Source organism: Paracoccus sp. J56, from assembly GCF_019633685.1.
GTDB classification, from domain to species: domain Bacteria; phylum Pseudomonadota; class Alphaproteobacteria; order Rhodobacterales; family Rhodobacteraceae; genus Paracoccus; species Paracoccus kondratievae.
In genome coordinates this window covers 30,909-50,470 of the sequence record NZ_JAFL01000019.1, presented here as the reverse complement: position 1 = coordinate 50,470, position 19,562 = coordinate 30,909, and the positions used below count along the sequence as shown (strand labels likewise).

Genomic DNA, 19,562 nt, shown 5'->3' with positions numbered 1-19,562 from the left:
TATCGAACAATATGGCAAATATAATGCGATAGATTGAACAGCAGTCAGGGACCATGTTCCGCCTTGAAGATAGAAAGGTACGAACATGTCCTCGACAGATCAGCGTTCGCAAAACCAGATCACCGCTGCTGGCTGGCTATTCCCTGTCTTGCCGGGGCTGGGACTGACCTTTGCGATCGCGGTCGCCGCAACAGCGGTGCAGCAGCTGTCGGGCATCGCGGCGCTTAGCCCTCTGGTGGTGGCGATGGTGCTGGGAATGGCGATTGGGAACCTGACCGGCACCCCCGAGGCTGCCCGCGCCGGGATCGGTTTTTCGCTGCGCCGTATCCTGCGTCTGGCTATCGTCCTGCTGGGCTTTCAACTGACGCTTGAGCAGCTGCGCGCTGTCGGCCTGCCAGGTCTTACCGTGATTGCCGTGACGCTGGCCGCGACTTTCGTGTTTACCCGCTGGGTGGGCCGCATGTTGGGGGTCGACGCACGGCTGGCCGAACTGATCGCCGCCGGCACCTCGGTCTGCGGTGCATCTGCGGTAATCGCCACCAATACGGTGACGCGTGGGACGGACGAGGACGTCGCCTATGCCATCGCCTGCGTGACGGTTTTTGGCTCGCTGTCGATGCTGGCGATGCCGATCCTTGGCGGGATGATGGCGATGGGGCCGACCTCGTACGGCATCTGGGTCGGGGCGACCATCCATGAGGTAGCACAAGTCGTCGGCGCAGGTTTCCAGCACGGGGCCGAGGCCGGGCAGGCCGCCACAGTCGCCAAGCTTAGCCGCGTCATCATGCTCGCCCCCCTGATCCTGACGCTGGGTGCGCTTGCCCGTCGGCGGGGAGCCAAGGGCACGGGCAAAGCCCCGACGCCGTGGTTCGTATTAGGATTTATAGCTGTGGTGGTGCTGAACAGCGCCCTGCCCCTTCCCGAGGCGCTGCATGCCGAAGTCGCAGGCCTGACCGCCTTTCTGCTGACCATGGCACTTGCCGCGATGGGGCTGGAGACTGATCTGCGCAAGCTGCGCGCCAAAGGCATACGACCCCTGTTGCTGGGCGCAGTGGCCTGGCTGTTCATCTCGGCGCTCGGGCTGGGGTTGGTTGCGCTGACATGAGGATTGAGCGCAGCAGCGCCCGCCCCTAGATATGGGCCATGTTGCAGCCCGCCGACACCCGCCCGATGACCCGGCGCGAAACAGAGGTTCGCCGTTTTGTCCGCGACCGCTACGGCTTGCGCGGCACCTTGGCGCTGCATCGCCATGCGCTTGGACTGGACCTGTTGCGCGCGCCGGTGAACGTCATGCTATCGCCACTGTTCCTGCTGGTGCGGCTGGGTGCACCAATCCTGCGGCGGTTAAGGCTGTTGCGGGCAGCAGACTGGCTGGCCGGGCGGCAGATATTCCTGAAATCCGATGTTGCCCGGCAGATCCGGGCCGATCTTGCGTATTTCATCGACGACCTTGCAGATAAGGATCTGGCCCCCAAGGCCCCGCCCGAAAGCATCGCCCGCGCAGTGGCCGATTATGCCGAGACCCGCAACGCCGTCGCTGAGATATCAACATCACTCATCGTTCTGGTTGCGGGGCTGGTGCTTTTTCATCGCCCGACACCGGGGGTCATCTCGCTTGCCGGGCCGATCGCGCATCTCCAGGCGCAGGCACAGGCAGTGCGGGATTTCGCACTGGGAACCTGGGCCGGCCGCATGTGGTACTGGGCCTTTCCGGCCGAGCTGTCGACGGCAAAGCTGGTACTGACCGGAATCGGTCTGGCCATGCTGGCCTCGGTCATAACCACCTTTGCCGGGTTGATCGCCGATCCTGTTCAGTTGTGGACCGGCATCCACAGGCGCCGGGTGATGCGCTTGCTAAGACGGCTCGACCGCGCCGAGAACGCCCCGGCGCTTGAGCGTGAGCATGTGCTTGCCCGGCTAGGCGATCTGTCCGATCTGGCGCTGAGCCTGTGGCGCAGCCTCAAGGGCTAGACCTTACAGATTGAATTGCCACCATCGGCCAGCATTGCAGAGCCGGTGATAAAGCTTGCATGGTCAGACAGCAGAAACAGCGCCGCCCGTGCGATCTCTGCGGGCTCAGCCATACGCTTCAGGGCATGCAGGCCCGAGATGAAACCTCCGGTTTCGGGGTTGGTCGCGGCATCTCCTGCCATCTCGGTCAGCGTGCCACCGGGCAGCAGGGCATTGGCGCGGATGCGTTGCGGGCCATAATCCACCGCCAGCGCCTGCACCAATCCGATCAACCCGGCCTTGGCCGCAGCATAGCTGCCCATGCCCGGCAGTACCGCAGTATGGCCGATGAAACTGCCGGTAAACACCAGCGCACCCCCGCCCCGCGCCAGCAGCGCCGGGACCTGCGCCCGCGCGGCCATAAATGCAGCAGTCAGGTTGGTGGCAATCAGTTGCTGCCATTCCGCATCAGCAATCTCATGCACCCGGGCGCCCGAGCCGGTCTGACCGGCATTGTTGAAAGCCCCATCAAGCCCGCCAAACCGGTCCTGCGCCAGCGTGACCAGCGCCTCGGCATGGCCCGGCGCCGTAACATCGCCCGCCAGTACCGCGATGCGACCCGCACCTTGATCGATTCGGGCAGCAAGATCGGTAAGCCGGTCTTCGCGCCGGGCCGAGATCACCAGCCGCGCGCCCTCGGCCGCGAATATCTGCGCTGCGGCGGCGCCGATTCCACTAGAGGCTCCGGTGATAATAATAGTCTTGTCCTTGAGCAGCATTCTGCCTCTCCCATGCTTGTTGCAGGGTCGGTATGGGCCAGGACAGGCACCGGAAAACCCGGTTTCTTGCTTTTGAACAGAATGGTTTCGTTAACATCCTGAATGCGGGCAATTACCCACAGGGACACTACATCTCTGTGGATAGCTTAGGAACCTGCACTATATCTAGTTGACGGCCCGAAACTCTCATGGCTTACTGATGGGGTCATGGTGAATCCGGCCCCGGCCGGACGAAGAAGAGGGAAGCCGGTGAAAATCCGGCACTGCCCCCGCAGCTGTAAGCGGCGAGCGACGCTGGAACACCACTGAGGCCCTGGCTTCGGGAAGGTCAGCCAAGCCGGGACCCGCAAGTCAGAAGACCTGCCATGACACGAGATGACGTAACCGTGCGGCGGGCACGGGGCTGGATCAGGACCGGATGGCATCGCCATCGGCCCGGCCCCTTGTTGCCGACAACACTGAAGGAGCCGAGGCATGACCATCACCGTTTATTCCAAACCCGCCTGCGTTCAATGCACCGCCACCACCCGGGCGCTTGACGCGCGTGGCCTGGCCTATCAGCTGGTCGACCTGACCGAGGACGAGGCGGCAATGGAGCTTGTGACCTCTCTTGGCTATCGTCAGGCCCCGGTGGTCATTGCTGGTGATGCGCATTGGGCCGGATTCCGCCCGGACATGATCGGCCGCCTGTCCTGACCAGCACGATGGGCGGGCTGATCTATTTCTCATCAGGCTCGGGGAACACGGCGCGTTTCGTGGACCAGCTTGGGCTGATTGCCGGGCGCATTCCGATTTCGCCCAAGGACGAGATACCGGCCCCTGCCCGCCCCTATGTGCTGATCTGCCCGACCTATGCCGATGGCGAGGGGCGCGGCGCGGTACCCAAACAGGTCATCCGCTTTCTCAACGATCCCGGCCGCCGGGCGCTGTTGCGCGGTGTCATCGCTGCGGGCAACCGCAACTTCGGCGCGACATATGCGCTGGTTGGCCGGGTGATCTCTGACAAATGCAAGGTGCCGGTTCTTTACCGTTTCGAACTGGCCGGCACCGAAATCGACATTTCCCGCGTCCGGGCGGGGTTAAAGAAATTCTGGGGGACGGAATGCTTGACAATGGCGTAAAGGCCGAACTGGACTATCACGCGCTGAACGCGATGCTGAACCTCTATGACGACGAGGGAAAGATCCGCTTTGACGCAGACCGCAAGGCCGCGCGGCAGTATTTCCTGCAGCACGTCAATCAGAACACCGTCTTCTTTCACTCTCTGGACGAAAAGCTGGGCTATCTGGTCGATGAGGGCTATTACGAGGCCGAGGTCCTTGACCAGTATCCGCGCGAGTTCCTGCACCGGATCTGGGAAGCCGCGTTCCGCCGCAAATTCCGCTTTCCGACCTTTCTTGGCGCCTTCAAATACTACACCAGCTACACGCTGAAGACCCGCGACGGCCAGCGCTATCTGGAACGTTACGAGGACCGGGTGGTCATGGTCGCGCTGGCACTGGCGCGCGGCGATGAGGTGCTGGCGATGCGCTTTATGGAGGAAATCCTTTCAGGCCGGTTCCAGCCTGCAACGCCGACATTCCTTAACGCCGGAAAAAAATCGCGGGGCGAGCTGATCTCGTGCTTCCTCCTGCGGGTCGAGGACAACATGGAATCGATCGGCCGCTCGATCAATTCGGCGCTGCAGCTCAGCAAGCGCGGCGGCGGGGTCGCACTGATGCTGACGAACCTGCGCGAGTCGGGTGCTCCGATCAAGGGGATCGAAAACCAGTCCTCTGGCGTCGTGCCGGTGATGAAGCTGCTTGAGGACAGCTTCAGCTATGCCAATCAGCTGGGCGCGCGTCAGGGTGCAGGTGCGGTCTATCTGCACGCCCATCACCCCGATATCATGCGCTTTCTGGACACCAAGCGCGAGAACGCAGACGAAAAGATCCGCATCAAGACGCTGAGCCTTGGCGTCGTTATCCCAGATGTGACCTTTGAGCTCGCCAAGCGTAATCAGGACATGTACCTGTTTTCGCCCCATGACGTTGAGCGGGTCTATGGCGTGCCCTTCTCGGAAATCCCGGTGTCCGAGAAATATGCCGAGATGGTGGACGACAAACGCATCCGCAAGAAAAAGATCAACGCCCGGGCCTTTTTTCAGACCCTGGCCGAGATTCAGTTCGAAAGCGGCTATCCCTACATCATGTTCGAAGACACGGTGAACCGCGCCAACCCCGTCGCGGGCCGCATCAGCATGTCGAACCTGTGCAGCGAGATTTTGCAGGTTAATGAGGCCTCGGAATATAATGAGGACCTTAGCTACAGTCATCTGGGCACGGATATTTCCTGCAACCTCGGCTCGCTCAATATCGCGGCGACCATGGACGGGCCGGATTTCGGCGCAACCGTCGAGGCAGCGATCAGGGCCCTGACCGCAGTGTCAGAGATGTCGGCGATCAATGCCGTGCCCTCGATCCGGCGCGGCAATGACGAAGCCCATGCCGTCGGCCTTGGCCAGATGAACCTGCACGGCTATCTCGCACGCGAACACATCCATTATGGCAGCCCGGAAGGGGTCGAGTTCACCAGTGTCTATTTTGCCGCCATCGCCTATCACGCGATCCGTGCGTCGAACCTGCTGGCGCAGGAAAAGGGTCGCAGCTTTGCCGGATTCGAGAAATCAAAATATGCCGACGGCTCGTTCTTTGACAAATACCTGAGCCGCGACTGGCTGCCGACGACGCCCGAGGTCGAACGCCTGTTCCAGAACATCCCCCTGCCGCGGCGCGAGGACTGGGCCAGGCTGAAAGACGATGTGATGGCCCACGGCCTTTACAATCGCAACCTGCAGGCGGTACCGCCGACGGGCTCGATCAGCTATATCAACAACTCGACGAGTTCGATCCACCCCATCGTCGCCAAGATCGAGATCCGCAAGGAAGGCAAGATCGGCCGGGTCTATTACCCCGCGCCCTACATGACGAACGAAAATCTGGACTATTACCGCGATGCCTATGAAATCGGGCCCGAAGCGATCATAGACACCTATGCGGCGGCGACTGAACATGTCGACCAGGGCCTGTCCCTGACTTTGTTCTTTCCTGCCGAGGCGACGACGCGCGATATCAACCGCGCCCAGATCTACGCGTGGAAAAAAGGGATCAAGACGATCTACTATATCCGCCTGCGTCAGACCGCATTGGAAGGTACCGAAGTGCAGGGCTGTGTTTCTTGCACGCTCTGAGCGGGGGCTGTCTGCCCCCGCACCCCCGAGGATATTTGTACACGAAAGAAAGGCTCTTCGGATGAAGGACCAAGCGCCGCGCCTGCCTTTGCGGGCGATCAACTGGAACCGGCTGGAGGACGAGAAGGATCTGGAGGTCTGGAACCGTCTTACGGTGAATTTCTGGCTGCCTGAAAAAGTGCCGCTGTCAAACGACGTGCAAAGCTGGGCAACGCTGCGGCCCGAAGAGCGCGAACTGACCATTCGCGTCTTTACCGGGCTGACGCTTCTGGACACGATCCAGAACTCGGTCGGCGCGCCGGCGATGATGCCCGACGCCCTGACCCCCCATGAAGAGGCGGTGCTGTCGAATATCTCTTTCATGGAGGCGGTACACGCGCGCAGCTATTCTTCGATCTTTTCGACGCTCTGCCTGACGCCAGAGGTGGATGCAGCCTTTCGCTGGGCTGAGGAAAACCCGCATCTGCAGCAAAAGGCGCGGCTGGTGGTCGATGAGTACCAGGCCGGTTCCTCGCCACTGAAGCGCAAGATCGCCAGTGTCTTTCTGGAGAGCTTTCTGTTCTATTCCGGCTTTTACCTGCCGATGTATTGGTCAAGCCGCGCCAAGCTGACCAATACCGCCGACCTGATCCGGCTGATCATCCGCGACGAGGCCGTGCATGGCTATTACATCGGTTACAAATATCAGCGCGGTCTTGAACGGCTGGACGAGGGTGAGCGCGCCGCGCTTAAGGATTTCGCCTTTTCGCTGATGTTCGACCTGTATGACATCGAGGCGAAATATACCGCCGAGCTTTATGACGGCATCGGTCTGACCGAGGATGTCAAAGCCTTCCTGCATTACAATGCCAACAAGGCGTTACAAAACCTTGGCTATGAGGCTCTGTTCCCGCCCCAGGCCTGTGAGGTGAACCCGGCGATCCTTGCCGCCCTGTCGCCCGATAGCGAAAACCATGATTTCTTTAGCGGATCGGGGTCAAGCTATGTGATCGGCAAGGCTGTCGCCACTGAGGATGAGGACTGGGATTTCTGATCCCGGCCCTATCCGCGCGCCCGTCTTTGCGCGATGGCCGAGCAGACGAGCAGTTGCGTCATGTGATAGATCATCACCGGCAGCACGGTAGCCCCCACCGCTGCTGCCGGAAAGATTGCCGTGGCGATGGGCAACCCGCTTGCCAGGCTTTTGGTCGAACCACAAAAGAACAGCACGGCCTGATCTTGGGGTGGTAGGCGGAAGAACCGTCCCGCACCCGCCATGATCCCCATGGCCAGCGCCAAAAGCAGCGCCGTGACCAGAAAACACAGGATCAGCCCCGGAGCAGGGATCGCCGACCAGATCCCCGCGACCGTTCCTGCGCCAAAGGCTGAATAGACGATCAGCAGGATCGAGCCCCGGTCGACCACCATGGTCAGTAACCGGTGACGCCGAACAAAACCTCCGATCCAGCGGCGGGTAAGTTGCCCGACGGCAAAAGGCAGCAGGATCTGGACCGCGACTTTCTGGATCGCGTCGAGGCTTGCGCCTCCGCCTTCCTGATGCAGAAGATGGGTGACGAGCAGCGGGGTCAGCACCACGCCTACAAGGTTCGACAGAGAAGCCGCGCAGATCGCCGCCGGCACATTGCCATAGGCAATCGAGGTGAAGGCGATCGAGCTTTGTACCGTCGAGGGCAGCACGGCAAGAAACATCAGGCCCATGGTCAGTTCAGGCCCCAGCACCTGGCCAAACAGTGCCGCCAGCCCGAGCCCGAGCAACGGAAACAGCACATAGGTCGCGGCAAAGGTCAGTCCCTGCAGGCGCAGGTTCAGCAGCCCTGCCTTGACCGATGCCGGATCCAACCGCGCTCCGTACAGAAAGAAGAGCAGCGTTACAGCCCAGAAGGTCGCCCCTGACAGCAGATCCGCCGCCATGCCGCGCGCAGGCAGGAACAAGCCCAGCAACACCATGCCAAGCAAGAGCAGCATGTAGGTGTCGATGCCGATCCGTTTCAATGCGTTCATCCCTGACCTCCTGACGCGGATGCCCCCTGTCTCATACAGATCGGCGGCGGGCACAAGGCGGGGATCACGGATCATGCCGTTGCGCCCTGAACGCAGGGGCAGCATACCGCCAGGGGCTGTTGCCGCGATGACGCTTGACAGCTGATGCTGCTGTGCGGCAATGCAAAGCCGCTACGGTTCCGGCGCTTCAGCCGGATGAAAAGGGAACGCCGGTACGCCTTATGGTCCGCGAAGGACCGGGGCAAGTCCGGGGCTGCCCCCGCAACTGTATGCGGAGAGCGATGGTCGATGATGCCACTGGGATAAAACCCGGGAAGGCCGGCCCGAGCAATGATCCGCAAGCCAGGAGACCTGCCGCAGCGATCACCCATTTCCGGCGCGGGGTGCGCCAGGAAAGCGGCCATCCCGCAGAGGTGACATTCACCATCCCGCAGGCTCAGCCCAGAGCCTTTACGGGATATTCTGCAATTCGCGGGTCAGTGACCCGCACTGGAAAGGCCAGGTCGGAATGTTCAGAACCACCGTTTCCCTTATCGCCATTACCGCCGCGCTGCTGCCTGTGATCGTGAGCGCCGAGGAGGTCCCCGAAACCGTGATCCTTGATCAGGTCATATTGTCGGGCGGCCTCTCTCCGGTCGTCGAAAGCGCCTATGGCCGCGCCTATACCGTCCTGACCGCCGAAGATCTGCAACAGCGCCGCGTCACCACGGTTCAGGACGCGCTGCGCACCGTCCCCGGCCTGTCTGTCACCTCGACCGGAGAGTCGCTGACCAGTATCCGTATTCGCGGCGGTGAGACCAACCATGTCTTGGTGCTGATCGACGGGGTCGAGGCCAACTCTCCCGGTAGCGGGGACTATACCTTCAGCGGAATGCTTGCCGAGGATATCGAGCGCATCGAGGTGCTGCGCGGGCCACAATCGACCATCCACGGCGCCAATGCCGCATCGGGCGTGATCTCGATCACCACCCGCCAGGCCCGCACCCCCGGCCTTCATTATGGCGGAACGGTCGAGGTCGGCGGGCTCGGAACCCGCACGGCCAGTGCCTATGTGCAGGCGCGGGGTGAGCGCGGCGGCATCAGCCTGTCGGCCGTGTCACGGCGCAGCGATGGCGAGGATACATCCCGCACCCCGGGCGGGGATACCGACTTCAACGACCACGACACACTGGGCCTGACCGGCTCGTACGAATTGACCGATGGGATAAGCGCGGGCTTTACCCTGCGCCGCCGCTGGCAGGAATATGGCTATGACGGGACGAGCTGGACCGCCGTAGACTCTCCCGATGATTATGTGATTGATACGCCCTTTACCGCCAAACGCAACGAAACCTATGGTTCGCTCTGGTTAGAGGCAGCGGCGCTGGAGGGGCGGTTTTTGCACCGCTTCGTTCTGTCCGGCTCGAACCAGACGGCAGATCATTTCAACGCAGGTGTCCCGGATTACGACGATGCCTCGCGGCTGCGGGATATCAAATATACCGGCAGTTGGGCACTGGACGGCGGCCATGTCCGCGATGCTCAGCAAAAACTAAGCGTGGCGCTGCAAGCAAAGCGCGAGACTTACGAAACTTCGAACGCTTACGGGGCGAACCGTTACGAGCGCGACAGCAAATCGGTGGCGCTGGAATATCAGGGCCAGTTCGACAACGGCCTTGGCATTCAAGCCGGGCTACGCCGCAGCTTCAACGACGTTTTCCGCGATGCCACCACCTGGAGCATCGCCAGCGCCTGGGCCCTGCCCGACCGCGACTTGAGGCTGCGCGCAGCAGCGGGCAAGGCAACCGTCAACCCGACCATGTTTGAACTTTATGGCTATACCTCAGGCACCTATCGGGGCAATCCGGACCTACGCCCCGAGACCAGCCACAGCTATGAACTGGGCGTGGACTGGACCTTTGCCGAGGGGCGGGCAAATCTGGGCGCGACACTTTTTACCAGCAAGGTCGAGGATATGATCACCGGCGCTGGCACCACCTCACAAAACATCTCTGGCACCAGCACCCGCAAGGGATTCGAGCTTGAGCTCGACTATGATGCGACCGACTGGCTGCGTCTGGGCGCAACCTATACCTATATGGACGCCCGGACCGAGGACGGAAAGCCGGTTCCCCGTCAGCCGCGCCATCAGCTGGGTCTGCGCGCCACGGCCGATTTTGCACAGGGTCGAGGCTCGGTTACCGCCGATCTGCGCTATGTTGCGGACAATTATGGGCAGGAATGGTTCAACACCGTATGGCCCGCAATTCCCGCCACGACCAAGCTGCCCGACTTTGTGACCGTGAACCTTGCTGCGCAATATGATCTGACCGACAATCTGCGCCTGACCGGACGGGTGGTGAATCTCTTTGACGAAGATTACTCCGAGGCTTGGGGATATTACGGTCAGGGCCGCACGGCCTATGTGGGGCTGACGGCGCAATGGTAGTACGGCTGGGGCTGATCCTTGGCCTGATCGTCGGCCTGGCCCAGCACGCGGCGGCACAGCCACCGCGTCGGGTCCTGTCGATGAATCTTTGCACCGACCAGCTGGCGCTGATGCTGGCTGCGCCAGGGCAGCTCGTCTCGGTCTCGGCCCTAGCAGCGGACCCCAGCTCGTCGGCCATGGCGAAAGAGGCAGCCCCTCTGCCCGCCAATCACGGTCTGACCGAGGAAATCTATCTCATGCAGCCCGATCTGGTGGTGGCCGGGGCCTGGTCCTCGCCCGAGACGATCCGGCTGTTGCAGCGCCTTAACATCCCGGTCGAGGTCTTTCCGGTTGAAAACGACCTTGCCGGCATCCGCGCCAATATCCTGCGCATGGGCAAGGTGCTGGGCCGCGATGCCGAGGCACAGCGCCTGATCGCGCGTTTCGACGCGGATCTGGCGTTACTGTCCGATCCCGCCCCCGGCCCGCGCCCACGCGCGGCGCTATATGCGGTGAACGGCTACAGTTCGGGCCACAACAGCCTTGCCGGGCAGATCATCGCGCTGGCCGGTTTTGACAATATTGCTGATGAACTCGGTCTGCCTGCGGGCGGGATACTGGCGCTTGAGCGGCTACTGATCGCGGACCCCGACCTGCTGGTCGAGGGGCGGCGTTATCCCGGGGCCGCCCGTGGGCAAGAGCTGCTTGAGCATCCCGCGCTGAAGGCGCTTGGTCAGGACAAGTCGACGGTGGTCATGTCAGACCCCGACTGGGTCTGCGGGACGCCCTATATCCTGCGCGCCGTCGCCCAGATGCGCGAGGCACGCCTCGCCTTGCAGGAGGGGCCATGACTCAAAGCCGCTATTCGCTGACCATCGCGGGTCTGGTTGCGCTGGTCGCAGTGCTGTTTCTGGCCTCGCTGCTGACCGGACCGGCCGCAATGGGCACTGGCCAAAGCCTTGCCGCGCTATTTGGCCGGGGCGATGAAATGCTGGTGCTGATCATGCGCGAATTGCGCCTGCCCCGGGCCATTCTGGGACTGTTTGTCGGCGCCGCGCTTGGCATGTCGGGGGCGGTGATGCAGGGTTTCCTGCGCAACCCTCTGGCCGAGCCGGGGCTGATCGGCACCAGCGCCTCTGCCTCTCTTGGCGCGGTGCTGGCGATCCACACCGGGCTGTCGGCGGCATGGGCGCTGGCCCTGCCCGTTGCGGCATTGGCCGGGGCTGCCTTGTCGGTGGTGCTGGTCCTGATGCTGGCCGGGCCGCGTGGCGGGGCGCTGGCACTGATCCTTGCCGGTATCGCCATTTCGGCTTTGGCCGGGGCCTGCACCTCGCTGGTGCTGAACCTGTCGCCCAATCCCTTTGCCGCCAATGAGATCGTGTTCTGGATGCTCGGCTCGCTCGCTGATCGCTCAATGCTGCATGTCTGGATCGCGGCACCGCTGATGGCGCTGGGGTTTGCGGCCCTGTGGCCCACACGGCGCGCGCTTGAGGCGTTGACGCTGGGCGAGGACGCGGCCGCCTCGGTAGGGGTACATATGGGCCGGTTGCGGCTGATGCTGATCGCCGGCATCGCCGCGCTGATCGGGGGCGCAACCGCCGTCGCCGGCTCTGTCGGCTTTGTCGGGCTGGTGGTGCCGCATGTGCTGCGCCGCGCAGTTGATGCAAGCCCGGCGCGGCTGGTCCCCGCATCGGCCCTTGGCGGCGCGGCGGTCGTGCTTGCCGCCGATATCGCGGTGCGGGTGATCGCACCCGGTCGTGACCTTAAGCTTGGGGTGCTGACAGCGCTGGTCGGAGCGCCATTCTTTCTGCACCTGATCCTGAAAACCCGGCGCGAGGGGTTGTGACATGCTGGAACTGCGCGCCCTTTCCTTTCGCCGCGCCGGACGGGTGGTACTGGACGGGATAGACCTGCGCATTGGCGCTGGCGAGTTCGTCGGCCTGCTTGGTCCGAATGGCGTGGGCAAGACCACGCTTTTGCGTGCAGCGCTGGGGCTGATACCTGTGCAAGGGCATTCCTCACTCGCAGCGCTGCCGGTTCATGAACGCGCCCGCGCTGCCGCCTATATGCCTCAGGGACGACAGATCGCGTGGCCGATGCCGGTCGAGGCGCTGGTCGCGCTTGGCCGCATCGCCCATCCCCGTGCTGCGGGATTAGACGACCGGGCCGCCATCGAACGCGCCATCGCGGCGCTGCATCTGGAACCCTTGCGCCACCGCCGGGCGACTGAACTGTCGGGGGGTGAGCAGGCCCGGACCCTGATCGCCCGTGCGCTGGCACAGGAGACGCCATTGCTGATCGCGGACGAACCCATTGCCGGGTTGGACCCCGCCGCACAAATCGAGGTGATGAGGCTATTTCGTCACCTTGCCGATCAGGGACGGGGCGTGCTGGCCTCGCTTCACGATCTGGGGCTTGCGGCGCGGCATTGCACCCGGCTCATCCTGCTGGGTCAGGGCCGTATCGCCGCAGACGGACCACCCGAGACGGTGCTGACTGCCGAAAACCTTGCCCGTATTTTTGGCATCACCGCGCATCTGACCCATGGGCCCGAGGGACTGCTGTTCCAGCCCCTCGACACCATTCCGCGCGACTGAGCAGGCGTCAGCCGGCAAGGCTCATCGTGGCCTCGACGGCCTTTTTCCAGCGCCGGTAACGCCCTTCACGCTCATCCTCAGCCATGTCGGGATCAAAGCGGCGATCAAGCGCCCAATCGCGGGCGAACTCGTCAGGTTCGGGGCACAGCCCCGCCTGAAGCCCGGCAAGATAGCCCGCACCAAGGGCCGTCGTCTCGGTCACCACCGGACGATCAACCGGCGCGCCCAGAAGATCGGCCAGAAACTGCATGGTCCAGTCACTGACCGCCATGCCGCCATCGACGCGCAGCACGCCCTGGGCCGCGCCAGGCCAGTCGGCCCGCATCGCCTCCCACAAATCGCGGGTCTGGAAGCCGACGCTTTCCAGTGCCGCCCGTACCAGTTCAGCTGGACCCGAGTTGCGCGTCAGCCCATAGATGGCGCCACGGCAGTCAGGCCGCCAATAGGGTGCGCCAAGCCCGGTAAAGGCCGGGACCAAAACCAGTTCCTGTCCCCGGTCTGCCTTTTCAGCCAGCCCTTGGGTTTCCGAGGCATGGCGAATGATCCCCAGCCCGTCGCGCAGCCATTGCACCACTGCACCGGCGATAAAGATCGAGCCCTCCAGCGCATAGCTTGTCTGCCCCTTCAGCCGATAGGCGATGGTGGTCAGCAGCCGGTTTTGCGAGACAACACATTCGGCCCCGGTGTTCAGCAGCGCAAAGCAACCCGTGCCATAGGTCGATTTCATCATTCCCGGTGCGAAACACGCCTGACCAACAGTCGCGGCCTGCTGGTCACCCGCAACGCCAAGGATCGGGATTTCGCGACCGAACAGATCCGCACGGGTCACGCCGTAATCGTCGGCACAGTCACGCACCTCGGGCAAAACCTGCATCGGGATGTCGAGAAGCGCGCAGATCTCATCATCCCAGCGGTTCTCGGCGATGTTGTAAAGCAGGGTCCGGGCCGCGTTGGTCGCGTCGGTTGCATGAACCCTACCCCCGGTCAGGTTCCAGATCAGCCAGCTGTCGACAGTGCCAAAACACAGCTCGCCCCGCCGCGCACGCTCACGCGCGCCGTCGATCGTGTCGAGCAGCCATTTCAGCTTGGTGCCCGAGAAATAGGGGTCAAGCAGCAGACCGGTGCGGGCAGAGATCATCTTTTCATGGCCCTGCGCCTTTAGCGCCTCGCACATCCCGGCCGTGCGGCGATCCTGCCAGACGATGGCGCGATGCAGGGGCTGGCCGGTCCTGCGGTCCCACAAAACCGTCGTCTCACGCTGATTGGTGATGCCGATGGCGGCAATGTCGCTGGCATGCAGCCCGGCCTTTTCGACTGCCTCGCGCGCCACCCCAGCAACGGTCACCCACAGATCCGACGCGTCATGTTCGACCCACCCGGACGAGGGGTAGTGCTGGGTAAATTCGCGCTGCGCGCTGGCAATCGCCCGCAAGCCGGGCCCAAAAACGATAGCGCGCGACGAAGTCGTGCCCTGGTCAATCGAAAGAATATGCGACATGGCCTAATCCGGTGCCTCGGTTATCAGATTTCCCGACCATGGCGGGATCGAAGACCGGGGGGCAAGGCCCTGCCCCGCCCCCCGGCAATTGGCATTACTGCCAGGACTTGATCAGTTCGTCATACGAGATCGTCTCGCCCTGCGGCTTTTCGTTCTCGATCGGGCCAACGGGGGCGCCTTCGGCGTCCAGCCATTCCTGCGGGTCTTTTTCCTCATTCAGTTTCGGACCCAGATCGCCCTGCACGCCCGAACGCTCAAGCCGGGCCAGCACTTTTTCTTGCTCGGCGCACAGCGCATCAAGCGCCTCTTGCGGGGTCTTGGCACCCGACAGCGCATCGCCGATGTTCTGCCACCACAGCTGGGCAAGCTTGGGATAATCGGGAATGTTCGTGCCGGTCGGTGACCACTGCACCCGGGCAGGTGAGCGATAGAATTCGACCAGACCGCCAAGTTTCGGCGCCCGCTCGGTAAAGGACTTGTCCTGCACCGTCGATTCACGAATGAAGGTCAGCCCGACATGGGATTTTTTCACATCGACAGTCTTGGAGGTCACGAATTGCGCGTAAAGCCATGCGGCCTGCGCACGATCCACCGGGGTCGATTTCATCAGCGTCCATGAACCCACATCCTGATAGCCGATCTTGGTCCCTTCGGACCAATAGGCGCCATGCGGGCTGGGGGCCATGCGCCATTTCGGCGTCCCGTCCTCGTTCACGACCGGGGTGCCGGGCTTGACCATATCGGCGGTAAAGGCCGTGTACCAGAACATCTGCTGGGCGATATCGCCGCGCGCCGGGACCGGGCCTGCCTCGCCAAAAGTCATGCCCATCGCCTCGGGCGGGGTATATTTGTTCAGCCAGTCGATGGCCTTGGTCACTGCATAGACCGCCGCCGCGTCGTTGGTTGCACCGCCGCGCGCCACGCAAGAACCGACGGGACGCGAGTTCTCGTCAACGCGGATACCCCATTCGTCTACCGGCAGCCCGTTCGGGTCGCCCTTGTCGCCCATACCGGCCATCGACATCCAGGCATCGGTATAGCGCCAGCCAAGCGAGGGGTCTTTCTTGCCGTAGTCCATGTTGCCCCAGGCTTTGGTGGGGCCGCCCTCGATATAGGACATGTCACGACCGGTGAAGAATTCGGCAATGTCTTCATAGGCCGACCAGTTCACCGGGACACCCAGATCATAGCCGTATCTGGCCTTGAAATCGTCCTTGGTTTTTTGATCGTTGAACCAGTCGTAGCGGAACCAGTAAAGGTTGGCGAACTGCTGATCGGGCAGCTGATACAGCTCTCCGTCCGGGGCGGTGGTAAACTTGATGCCAAGGAAGTCATCAAGGTCAAGCGTAGGACTGGTAAAGTCCTTCCCCTCTTCAGCCATCCATTTGGTCAGGCTGCGGGCCTGCTGATAGCGCCAATGGGTGCCGATCAGGTCACTGTCGTTGACATAGGCGTCATAGATATTCTCGCCGGTCTGCATCTGCGTTTGCAGCTTTTCAACGACGTCGCCTTCGCCGATCAGATCATGGGTGACCTTGATACCGGTGATGGCCGTAAAGGCCGGGGCCAGAACCTTGGCCTCATATTCATGGGTGGCGATGGTTTCCGAGACGACCTTGATCTCCATCCCCGCCAGAGGTTTGGCGGCGTCGATGAACCATTGCATCTCTTTTTCCTGATCTTCGCGAGAAAGCGAAGAGAGATCGCTGATCTCGGAATCCAGGAATTTCTTCGCGGCCTCCATATCCGCCCATGCGGGCATCCCCAGAACCATGAGCGCAAGCGCCATGGCCGTGGTTCTTTGCATCGGTCTCATGTTTTCCTCCCTATGGAATGAGACGTTGAACCTATCGCGCCTCGGGCCAGCCGCAGCCGCCCCGGAGCCCTGTTCCAGCCCGGTCAAACCCAGCGAAACACCGCTGCGGCATAGGCCAGGCAAATGACGAGCCCCCACCATAACGGCGAGCCGGCAAAGAACAGCCAGCCCAGACAGATGAAGGCCGAACCAAGAAGCGAGATGAACAACCGGTCCCCACGCGTCGTCTCGATACGCAGAATGCCGCGGCGCGGTGTCTCGGGGAAACGGATGGCAAGGATGGTGAACAGAACCAAAAGGCTGGCAATCACCCAGAAAAACAGCGCAACCGGAAAGGTCCAGGCCATCCATCCGCCGGGGACCATGGGGGCAAACCAATCCTTGGCACCATCCCTGACCGGCGTTGCCCAGACCAGAAAGGCAAGGGCAGCGGCCAGAATAACAGCAGCAAGGGTATAGATCGCGCCCCAGCCCCGGGGCTTGTGCGTCGCAATCGCAGCGTTCGACATCATACCCTCCCCAGGGCAAAGCCCTTGGCGATGTAGTTGCGGACAAACCAGATCACCAGCGCGCCGGGAATGATGGTCAGAACCCCGGCAGCCGCCAGCACCCCCCAATCCATCCCCGAGGCCGAGACGGTGCGCGTCATCGTCGCGGCAATGGGTTTGGCATTCACTGAGGTCAGGGTGCGCGACAAAAGCAGCTCGACCCAGCTGAACATGAAGCAGAAGAAAGCCGCGACCCCGATGCCACTGGCGATCAGCGGCATAAAGATGCGCACGAAAAAGCGCGGAAAGCTGTAGCCGTCGATATAGGCGGTCTCGTCGATCTCTTTGGGCACGCCACGCATGAAACCTTCCAGGATCCAGACTGCCAGCGGCACGTTGAAAAGGCAGTGCGCCAGGGCGACCGCGATATGGGTGTCAAACAGCCCTACCGAGGAATAAAGCTGGAAAAAGGGCAACGCAAAGACCGCCGGCGGCGACATGCGGTTGGTCAGCAGCCAAAAGAACAGATGCTTGTCACCCATAAAGCTGTAGCGGCTGAAAGCATAGGCCGCGGGCAGCGCCACAGCGACGGAAATCACCGTATTCATCACCACATAGATGATCGAGTTGACATAACCCATGTACCAGCTGGGATCCGTCAGGATTACCCGGTAATTGCGCAAGGTCAGCTCATGCGGATAAAGGCTGAAGGTGCCGGTGATCTCGGCATTGGTCTTCAGGCTCATGTTTACCAGCCAGTAGATCGGCAGCATCAGGAACAGCAGATACAGAACCATCACCACGGTCGGGGTCTTGATGCGCATCACATGGCCTCCGGAATGTCGGTCTGGCTGCGGTCCAGATTGGTCATCACGGTGTAGAACACCCAGCTGACAAGCAAGATCACAAGGAAATACATGATCGAGAAGGCAGCAGCGGGGCCAAGGTCGAACTGTCCGACCGCCATTTTGACCAGATCAATCGACAGGAAGGTCGTCGAGTTGCCCGGCCCGCCGCCGGTTACGACAAAGGGCTCGGTATAGATCATGAAACTGTCCATGAAGCGCAAAAGCACGGCGATCAGCAGCACCCCCTTCATCTTGGGCAGTTCGATATAGCGAAACACCGCCCAGCGGCTGGCCTGATCAATCCGCGCCGCCTGATAATAGGCCTGCGGGATGGATTGCAGGCCGGCATAACACAGCAGCGCAACCAGGCTGGTCCAATGCCAGACGTCCATGACAATCACAGTGATCCATGCGTCCAACGGATCGCTGGTGTAGTTATAGTCAAGCCCCAGCGCCTTGAGCCCGCGACCGAGCAGGCCGATATCGGTGCGCCCGAAAATCTGCCAGATCGTCCCCACGACGTTAAACGGAATAAGCAGCGGCAACGCCATCAGCACGAGGACAAGGCTGGCCCAGAAGCCCTTTTTGGGCATGTTCAGCGCCACGAAGATCCCCAGCGGCACCTCGATCGCCAGAATGATGGCCGAGAACAGCGTCTGCCGCCCCAGCGCCTCATGCAGGCGCGAACTGTGGACCATCTCGTCAAACCATTCGAGCCCGGCCCAGAAGAACTCATTATTGCCGAAAGTGTCGTTAACCGAATAATTCACCACCGTCATCAGCGGGATCACCGCCGAAAAGGCGACGATGACCAGCACCGGCAGGACCAGAAACCACGCCTTGTTGTTTTGGGTCTTTTCCATCAGGCCGCCCCTTCTTCCTGCGGCACCACGCGCCAGTCATCAGCATAGACGTTGATTTTTTGCGGGGCGAAGGCGACCTGTGGCAGCCCTTCGACCGGCATCCCTTCGGGCATGACAACGTTAAGCGGGCGGCCCATCACCTCGCCCCGGACAAGGCGGTGGCGCCCGACATCTTCGATCCGCCGGATGGTCAGCGGCAGCCCGCCGCTTGCAACCAGCGTCGCATGTTCGGGACGAATGCCTATCTGAACCCGACCTGCCACGGGCCCATAATGCGCCCCCAGCGTCACCGTCTCGCCCCCAGGCAACAGGGCACGGTCGCCCTGAACATCGGCCTCAAGGAAATTCATACCCGGAGAGCCGATAAAATAGCCGACAAAGGTATGTGCCGGACGTTCGAACAGTTCTTCGGGGGTGCCCATCTGCACAACGCGGCCTTCGTACATGACCACGACCTTCTGGGCAAAGGTCAGTGCTTCGGTCTGATCGTGGGTGACATAGATCATCGTATGACCGAACTGGCGGTGCAGTTCCTTGAGCTGGGTACGCAGCTCCCATTTCATATGCGGGTCGATGACGGTCAGCGGTTCGTCAAAAAGGATCGCGTTCACGTCCTCACGAACCATGCCCCGGCCAAGGCTGATCTTTTGCTTGGCATCGGCGGTCAGGCCCTGTGCCTTGCGGTCCAGCCAGGCCTCCATGCCGATCATGCGGGCGATCTGGTCCACCCGTGCCTTGATATAGGCCGCATCCTTGCCCCGGTTCTTTAGCGGAAAGGCAAGGTTATCGCGCACGCTCATCGTGTCATAGACGACCGGGAACTGGAACACCTGGGCGATATTGCGCTCGGCCGTCGTCGCGTCGGTCACGTCGCGGTCGCCAAACAGCACCCGCCCGTGGCTGGGCGTCAGCAGGCCCGAGATGATGTTCAAAAGCGTGGTCTTGCCACAGCCCGAGGACCCGAGCAGCGCATAGGCGCCGCCGTCCTGCCAGACGTGATCCATCTCTTTCAGCGCATAATCCGCCTCGGACTGAGGATTAGGCAGATAGCTGTGGGCAAGGTTCTTTAGCGTGATCTGTGCCATG

At 61.9% G+C, this 19,562-nt stretch carries 18 protein-coding genes and 2 riboswitches; of the genes, 10 read left to right on the top strand and 8 right to left on the bottom strand.

The annotated features are described in order from the left end of the window. Positions 1 to 85 precede the first annotated feature (85 nt). A complete protein-coding gene (locus M511_RS14005) occupies positions 86 to 1,105 on the top strand; it encodes a YeiH family protein (protein WP_085502511.1) in 1,020 nt (339 codons plus the stop codon). A gap of 38 nt (positions 1,106 to 1,143) precedes the next feature. Then, positions 1,144 to 1,971 carry a DUF6635 family protein gene (locus tag M511_RS14000; protein ID WP_085502510.1) on the top strand — a complete coding sequence of 276 codons (828 nt, stop codon included), beginning with the start codon at positions 1,144 to 1,146 and terminating at the stop codon, positions 1,969 to 1,971. On the opposite strand, the gene M511_RS13995 is transcribed toward M511_RS14000, so the two are convergent. Continuing rightward, positions 1,968 to 2,729, bottom strand: coding sequence for an SDR family oxidoreductase (locus M511_RS13995; protein WP_010396431.1), 762 nt, complete (start codon positions 2,727 to 2,729; stop codon positions 1,968 to 1,970). The two genes, M511_RS14000 and M511_RS13995, sit on opposite strands and share 4 nt — an antisense overlap. 191 nt (positions 2,730 to 2,920) lie before the next feature. After that, positions 2,921 to 3,111: riboswitch (cobalamin riboswitch) on the top strand. 92 nt (positions 3,112 to 3,203) lie between these two features. Between M511_RS13995 and nrdH the strand changes: the two genes are divergently transcribed. The 4 genes from nrdH (at position 3,204) to nrdF (ending at position 6,991) form a co-directional block, all read left to right on the top strand. Continuing rightward, positions 3,204 to 3,425 carry a glutaredoxin-like protein NrdH gene (gene nrdH / locus M511_RS13990; RefSeq protein ID WP_010396433.1) on the top strand — a complete coding sequence of 74 codons (222 nt, stop codon included), beginning with the start codon at positions 3,204 to 3,206 and terminating at the stop codon, positions 3,423 to 3,425. Between the two features lie 8 nt (positions 3,426 to 3,433). Beyond that, positions 3,434 to 3,850, top strand: coding sequence for a class Ib ribonucleoside-diphosphate reductase assembly flavoprotein NrdI (nrdI, locus tag M511_RS13985; protein ID WP_085502509.1), 417 nt, complete (start codon positions 3,434 to 3,436; stop codon positions 3,848 to 3,850). Beyond that, positions 3,832 to 5,958 carry a class 1b ribonucleoside-diphosphate reductase subunit alpha gene (nrdE, locus tag M511_RS13980; RefSeq protein ID WP_029372073.1) on the top strand — a complete coding sequence of 709 codons (2,127 nt, stop codon included), beginning with the start codon at positions 3,832 to 3,834 and terminating at the stop codon, positions 5,956 to 5,958. Before nrdI ends, nrdE begins: the two co-directional genes overlap by 19 nt. 61 nt (positions 5,959 to 6,019) lie before the next feature. Next, on the top strand, positions 6,020 to 6,991 hold the full coding sequence (gene nrdF / locus M511_RS13975; protein ID WP_010396440.1) for a class 1b ribonucleoside-diphosphate reductase subunit beta: 972 nt from the start codon (positions 6,020 to 6,022) through the stop codon (positions 6,989 to 6,991). An 8-nt stretch (positions 6,992 to 6,999) separates the two neighbouring features. On the opposite strand, the gene M511_RS13970 is transcribed toward nrdF, so the two are convergent. Continuing rightward, the gene (locus tag M511_RS13970) at positions 7,000 to 7,959 is read right to left on the bottom strand and encodes a bile acid:sodium symporter family protein (protein ID WP_085502520.1); all 960 of its coding nucleotides are present in this window, start codon (positions 7,957 to 7,959) and stop codon (positions 7,000 to 7,002) included. Between the two features lie 157 nt (positions 7,960 to 8,116). Then, a riboswitch (cobalamin riboswitch) is annotated at positions 8,117 to 8,332 on the top strand. Positions 8,333 to 8,467: 135 nt separating this feature from the next. Here M511_RS13970 and M511_RS13965 point away from each other — a divergent pair. The 4 genes from M511_RS13965 to M511_RS13950 are packed head-to-tail and all read left to right on the top strand — an operon-like array spanning position 8,468 to position 12,963. Then, positions 8,468 to 10,387, top strand: coding sequence for a TonB-dependent receptor plug domain-containing protein (locus tag M511_RS13965; protein ID WP_085502508.1), 1,920 nt, complete (start codon positions 8,468 to 8,470; stop codon positions 10,385 to 10,387). Next, a complete protein-coding gene (locus M511_RS13960; protein ID WP_085502507.1) occupies positions 10,381 to 11,217 on the top strand; it encodes an ABC transporter substrate-binding protein in 837 nt (278 codons plus the stop codon). The genes M511_RS13965 and M511_RS13960 overlap by 7 nt, the downstream gene beginning before the upstream one ends. Then, a complete protein-coding gene (locus M511_RS13955; protein WP_085502506.1) occupies positions 11,214 to 12,212 on the top strand; it encodes a FecCD family ABC transporter permease in 999 nt (332 codons plus the stop codon). The genes M511_RS13960 and M511_RS13955 overlap by 4 nt, the downstream gene beginning before the upstream one ends. A 1-nt stretch (position 12,213) precedes the next feature. Beyond that, complete coding sequence (locus tag M511_RS13950) at positions 12,214 to 12,963, top strand: ABC transporter ATP-binding protein (RefSeq protein ID WP_010396449.1); 750 nt, start codon at positions 12,214 to 12,216, stop codon at positions 12,961 to 12,963. 7 nt (positions 12,964 to 12,970) lie between these two features. Here the strand turns inward: M511_RS13950 and glpK are convergent, their stop codons facing one another. The 6 genes from glpK to M511_RS13920 all read right to left on the bottom strand — a co-directional run bounded on the left by glpK (position 12,971) and on the right by M511_RS13920 (position 19,561). Then, on the bottom strand, positions 12,971 to 14,461 hold the full coding sequence (glpK, locus tag M511_RS13945; protein WP_085502505.1) for a glycerol kinase GlpK: 1,491 nt from the start codon (positions 14,459 to 14,461) through the stop codon (positions 12,971 to 12,973). Positions 14,462 to 14,555: 94 nt separating this feature from the next. Further along, positions 14,556 to 16,277, bottom strand: coding sequence for an ABC transporter substrate-binding protein (locus tag M511_RS13940; protein ID WP_029372080.1), 1,722 nt, complete (start codon positions 16,275 to 16,277; stop codon positions 14,556 to 14,558). Between the two features lie 83 nt (positions 16,278 to 16,360). Beyond that, entirely contained in the window at positions 16,361 to 16,789 is a 429-nt protein-coding gene (locus M511_RS13935) for a DUF2160 domain-containing protein (RefSeq protein ID WP_240547640.1), read from the bottom strand. Beyond that, the gene (locus M511_RS13930; protein ID WP_010396460.1) at positions 16,786 to 17,589 is read right to left on the bottom strand and encodes a carbohydrate ABC transporter permease; all 804 of its coding nucleotides are present in this window, start codon (positions 17,587 to 17,589) and stop codon (positions 16,786 to 16,788) included. The genes M511_RS13935 and M511_RS13930 overlap by 4 nt, the downstream gene beginning before the upstream one ends. Then, positions 17,589 to 18,476, bottom strand: coding sequence for a carbohydrate ABC transporter permease (locus tag M511_RS13925; protein WP_010396463.1), 888 nt, complete (start codon positions 18,474 to 18,476; stop codon positions 17,589 to 17,591). The genes M511_RS13930 and M511_RS13925 overlap by 1 nt, the downstream gene beginning before the upstream one ends. Next, complete coding sequence (locus M511_RS13920; protein ID WP_085502504.1) at positions 18,476 to 19,561, bottom strand: ABC transporter ATP-binding protein; 1,086 nt, start codon at positions 19,559 to 19,561, stop codon at positions 18,476 to 18,478. The genes M511_RS13925 and M511_RS13920 overlap by 1 nt, the downstream gene beginning before the upstream one ends. Between the last annotated feature and the right edge of the window lies 1 nt (position 19,562).

Coding starts and splice junctions, on each gene's coding strand:
- nrdI (WP_085502509.1), top strand. CDS start 3,434: ATGGGCGGGCTGATCTATTTCTCATCAGGCTCGGGGAACACGGCGCGT.
- M511_RS13970 (WP_085502520.1), bottom strand. CDS start 7,959: ATGAACGCATTGAAACGGATCGGCATCGACACCTACATGCTGCTCTTG.
- M511_RS14005 (WP_085502511.1), top strand. CDS start 86: ATGTCCTCGACAGATCAGCGTTCGCAAAACCAGATCACCGCTGCTGGC.
- M511_RS13960 (WP_085502507.1), top strand. CDS start 10,381: ATGGTAGTACGGCTGGGGCTGATCCTTGGCCTGATCGTCGGCCTGGCC.
- glpK (WP_085502505.1), bottom strand. CDS start 14,461: ATGTCGCATATTCTTTCGATTGACCAGGGCACGACTTCGTCGCGCGCT.
- M511_RS13995 (WP_010396431.1), bottom strand. CDS start 2,729: ATGCTGCTCAAGGACAAGACTATTATTATCACCGGAGCCTCTAGTGGA.
- M511_RS13955 (WP_085502506.1), top strand. CDS start 11,214: ATGACTCAAAGCCGCTATTCGCTGACCATCGCGGGTCTGGTTGCGCTG.
- M511_RS13925 (WP_010396463.1), bottom strand. CDS start 18,476: ATGGAAAAGACCCAAAACAACAAGGCGTGGTTTCTGGTCCTGCCGGTG.
- M511_RS13935 (WP_240547640.1), bottom strand. CDS start 16,789: ATGATGTCGAACGCTGCGATTGCGACGCACAAGCCCCGGGGCTGGGGC.
- M511_RS13940 (WP_029372080.1), bottom strand. CDS start 16,277: ATGAGACCGATGCAAAGAACCACGGCCATGGCGCTTGCGCTCATGGTT.
- M511_RS14000 (WP_085502510.1), top strand. CDS start 1,144: ATGTTGCAGCCCGCCGACACCCGCCCGATGACCCGGCGCGAAACAGAG.
- M511_RS13920 (WP_085502504.1), bottom strand. CDS start 19,561: ATGGCACAGATCACGCTAAAGAACCTTGCCCACAGCTATCTGCCTAAT.
- nrdE (WP_029372073.1), top strand. CDS start 3,832: ATGCTTGACAATGGCGTAAAGGCCGAACTGGACTATCACGCGCTGAAC.
- nrdF (WP_010396440.1), top strand. CDS start 6,020: ATGAAGGACCAAGCGCCGCGCCTGCCTTTGCGGGCGATCAACTGGAAC.
- M511_RS13930 (WP_010396460.1), bottom strand. CDS start 17,589: ATGCGCATCAAGACCCCGACCGTGGTGATGGTTCTGTATCTGCTGTTC.
- M511_RS13950 (WP_010396449.1), top strand. CDS start 12,214: ATGCTGGAACTGCGCGCCCTTTCCTTTCGCCGCGCCGGACGGGTGGTA.
- nrdH (WP_010396433.1), top strand. CDS start 3,204: ATGACCATCACCGTTTATTCCAAACCCGCCTGCGTTCAATGCACCGCC.
- M511_RS13965 (WP_085502508.1), top strand. CDS start 8,468: ATGTTCAGAACCACCGTTTCCCTTATCGCCATTACCGCCGCGCTGCTG.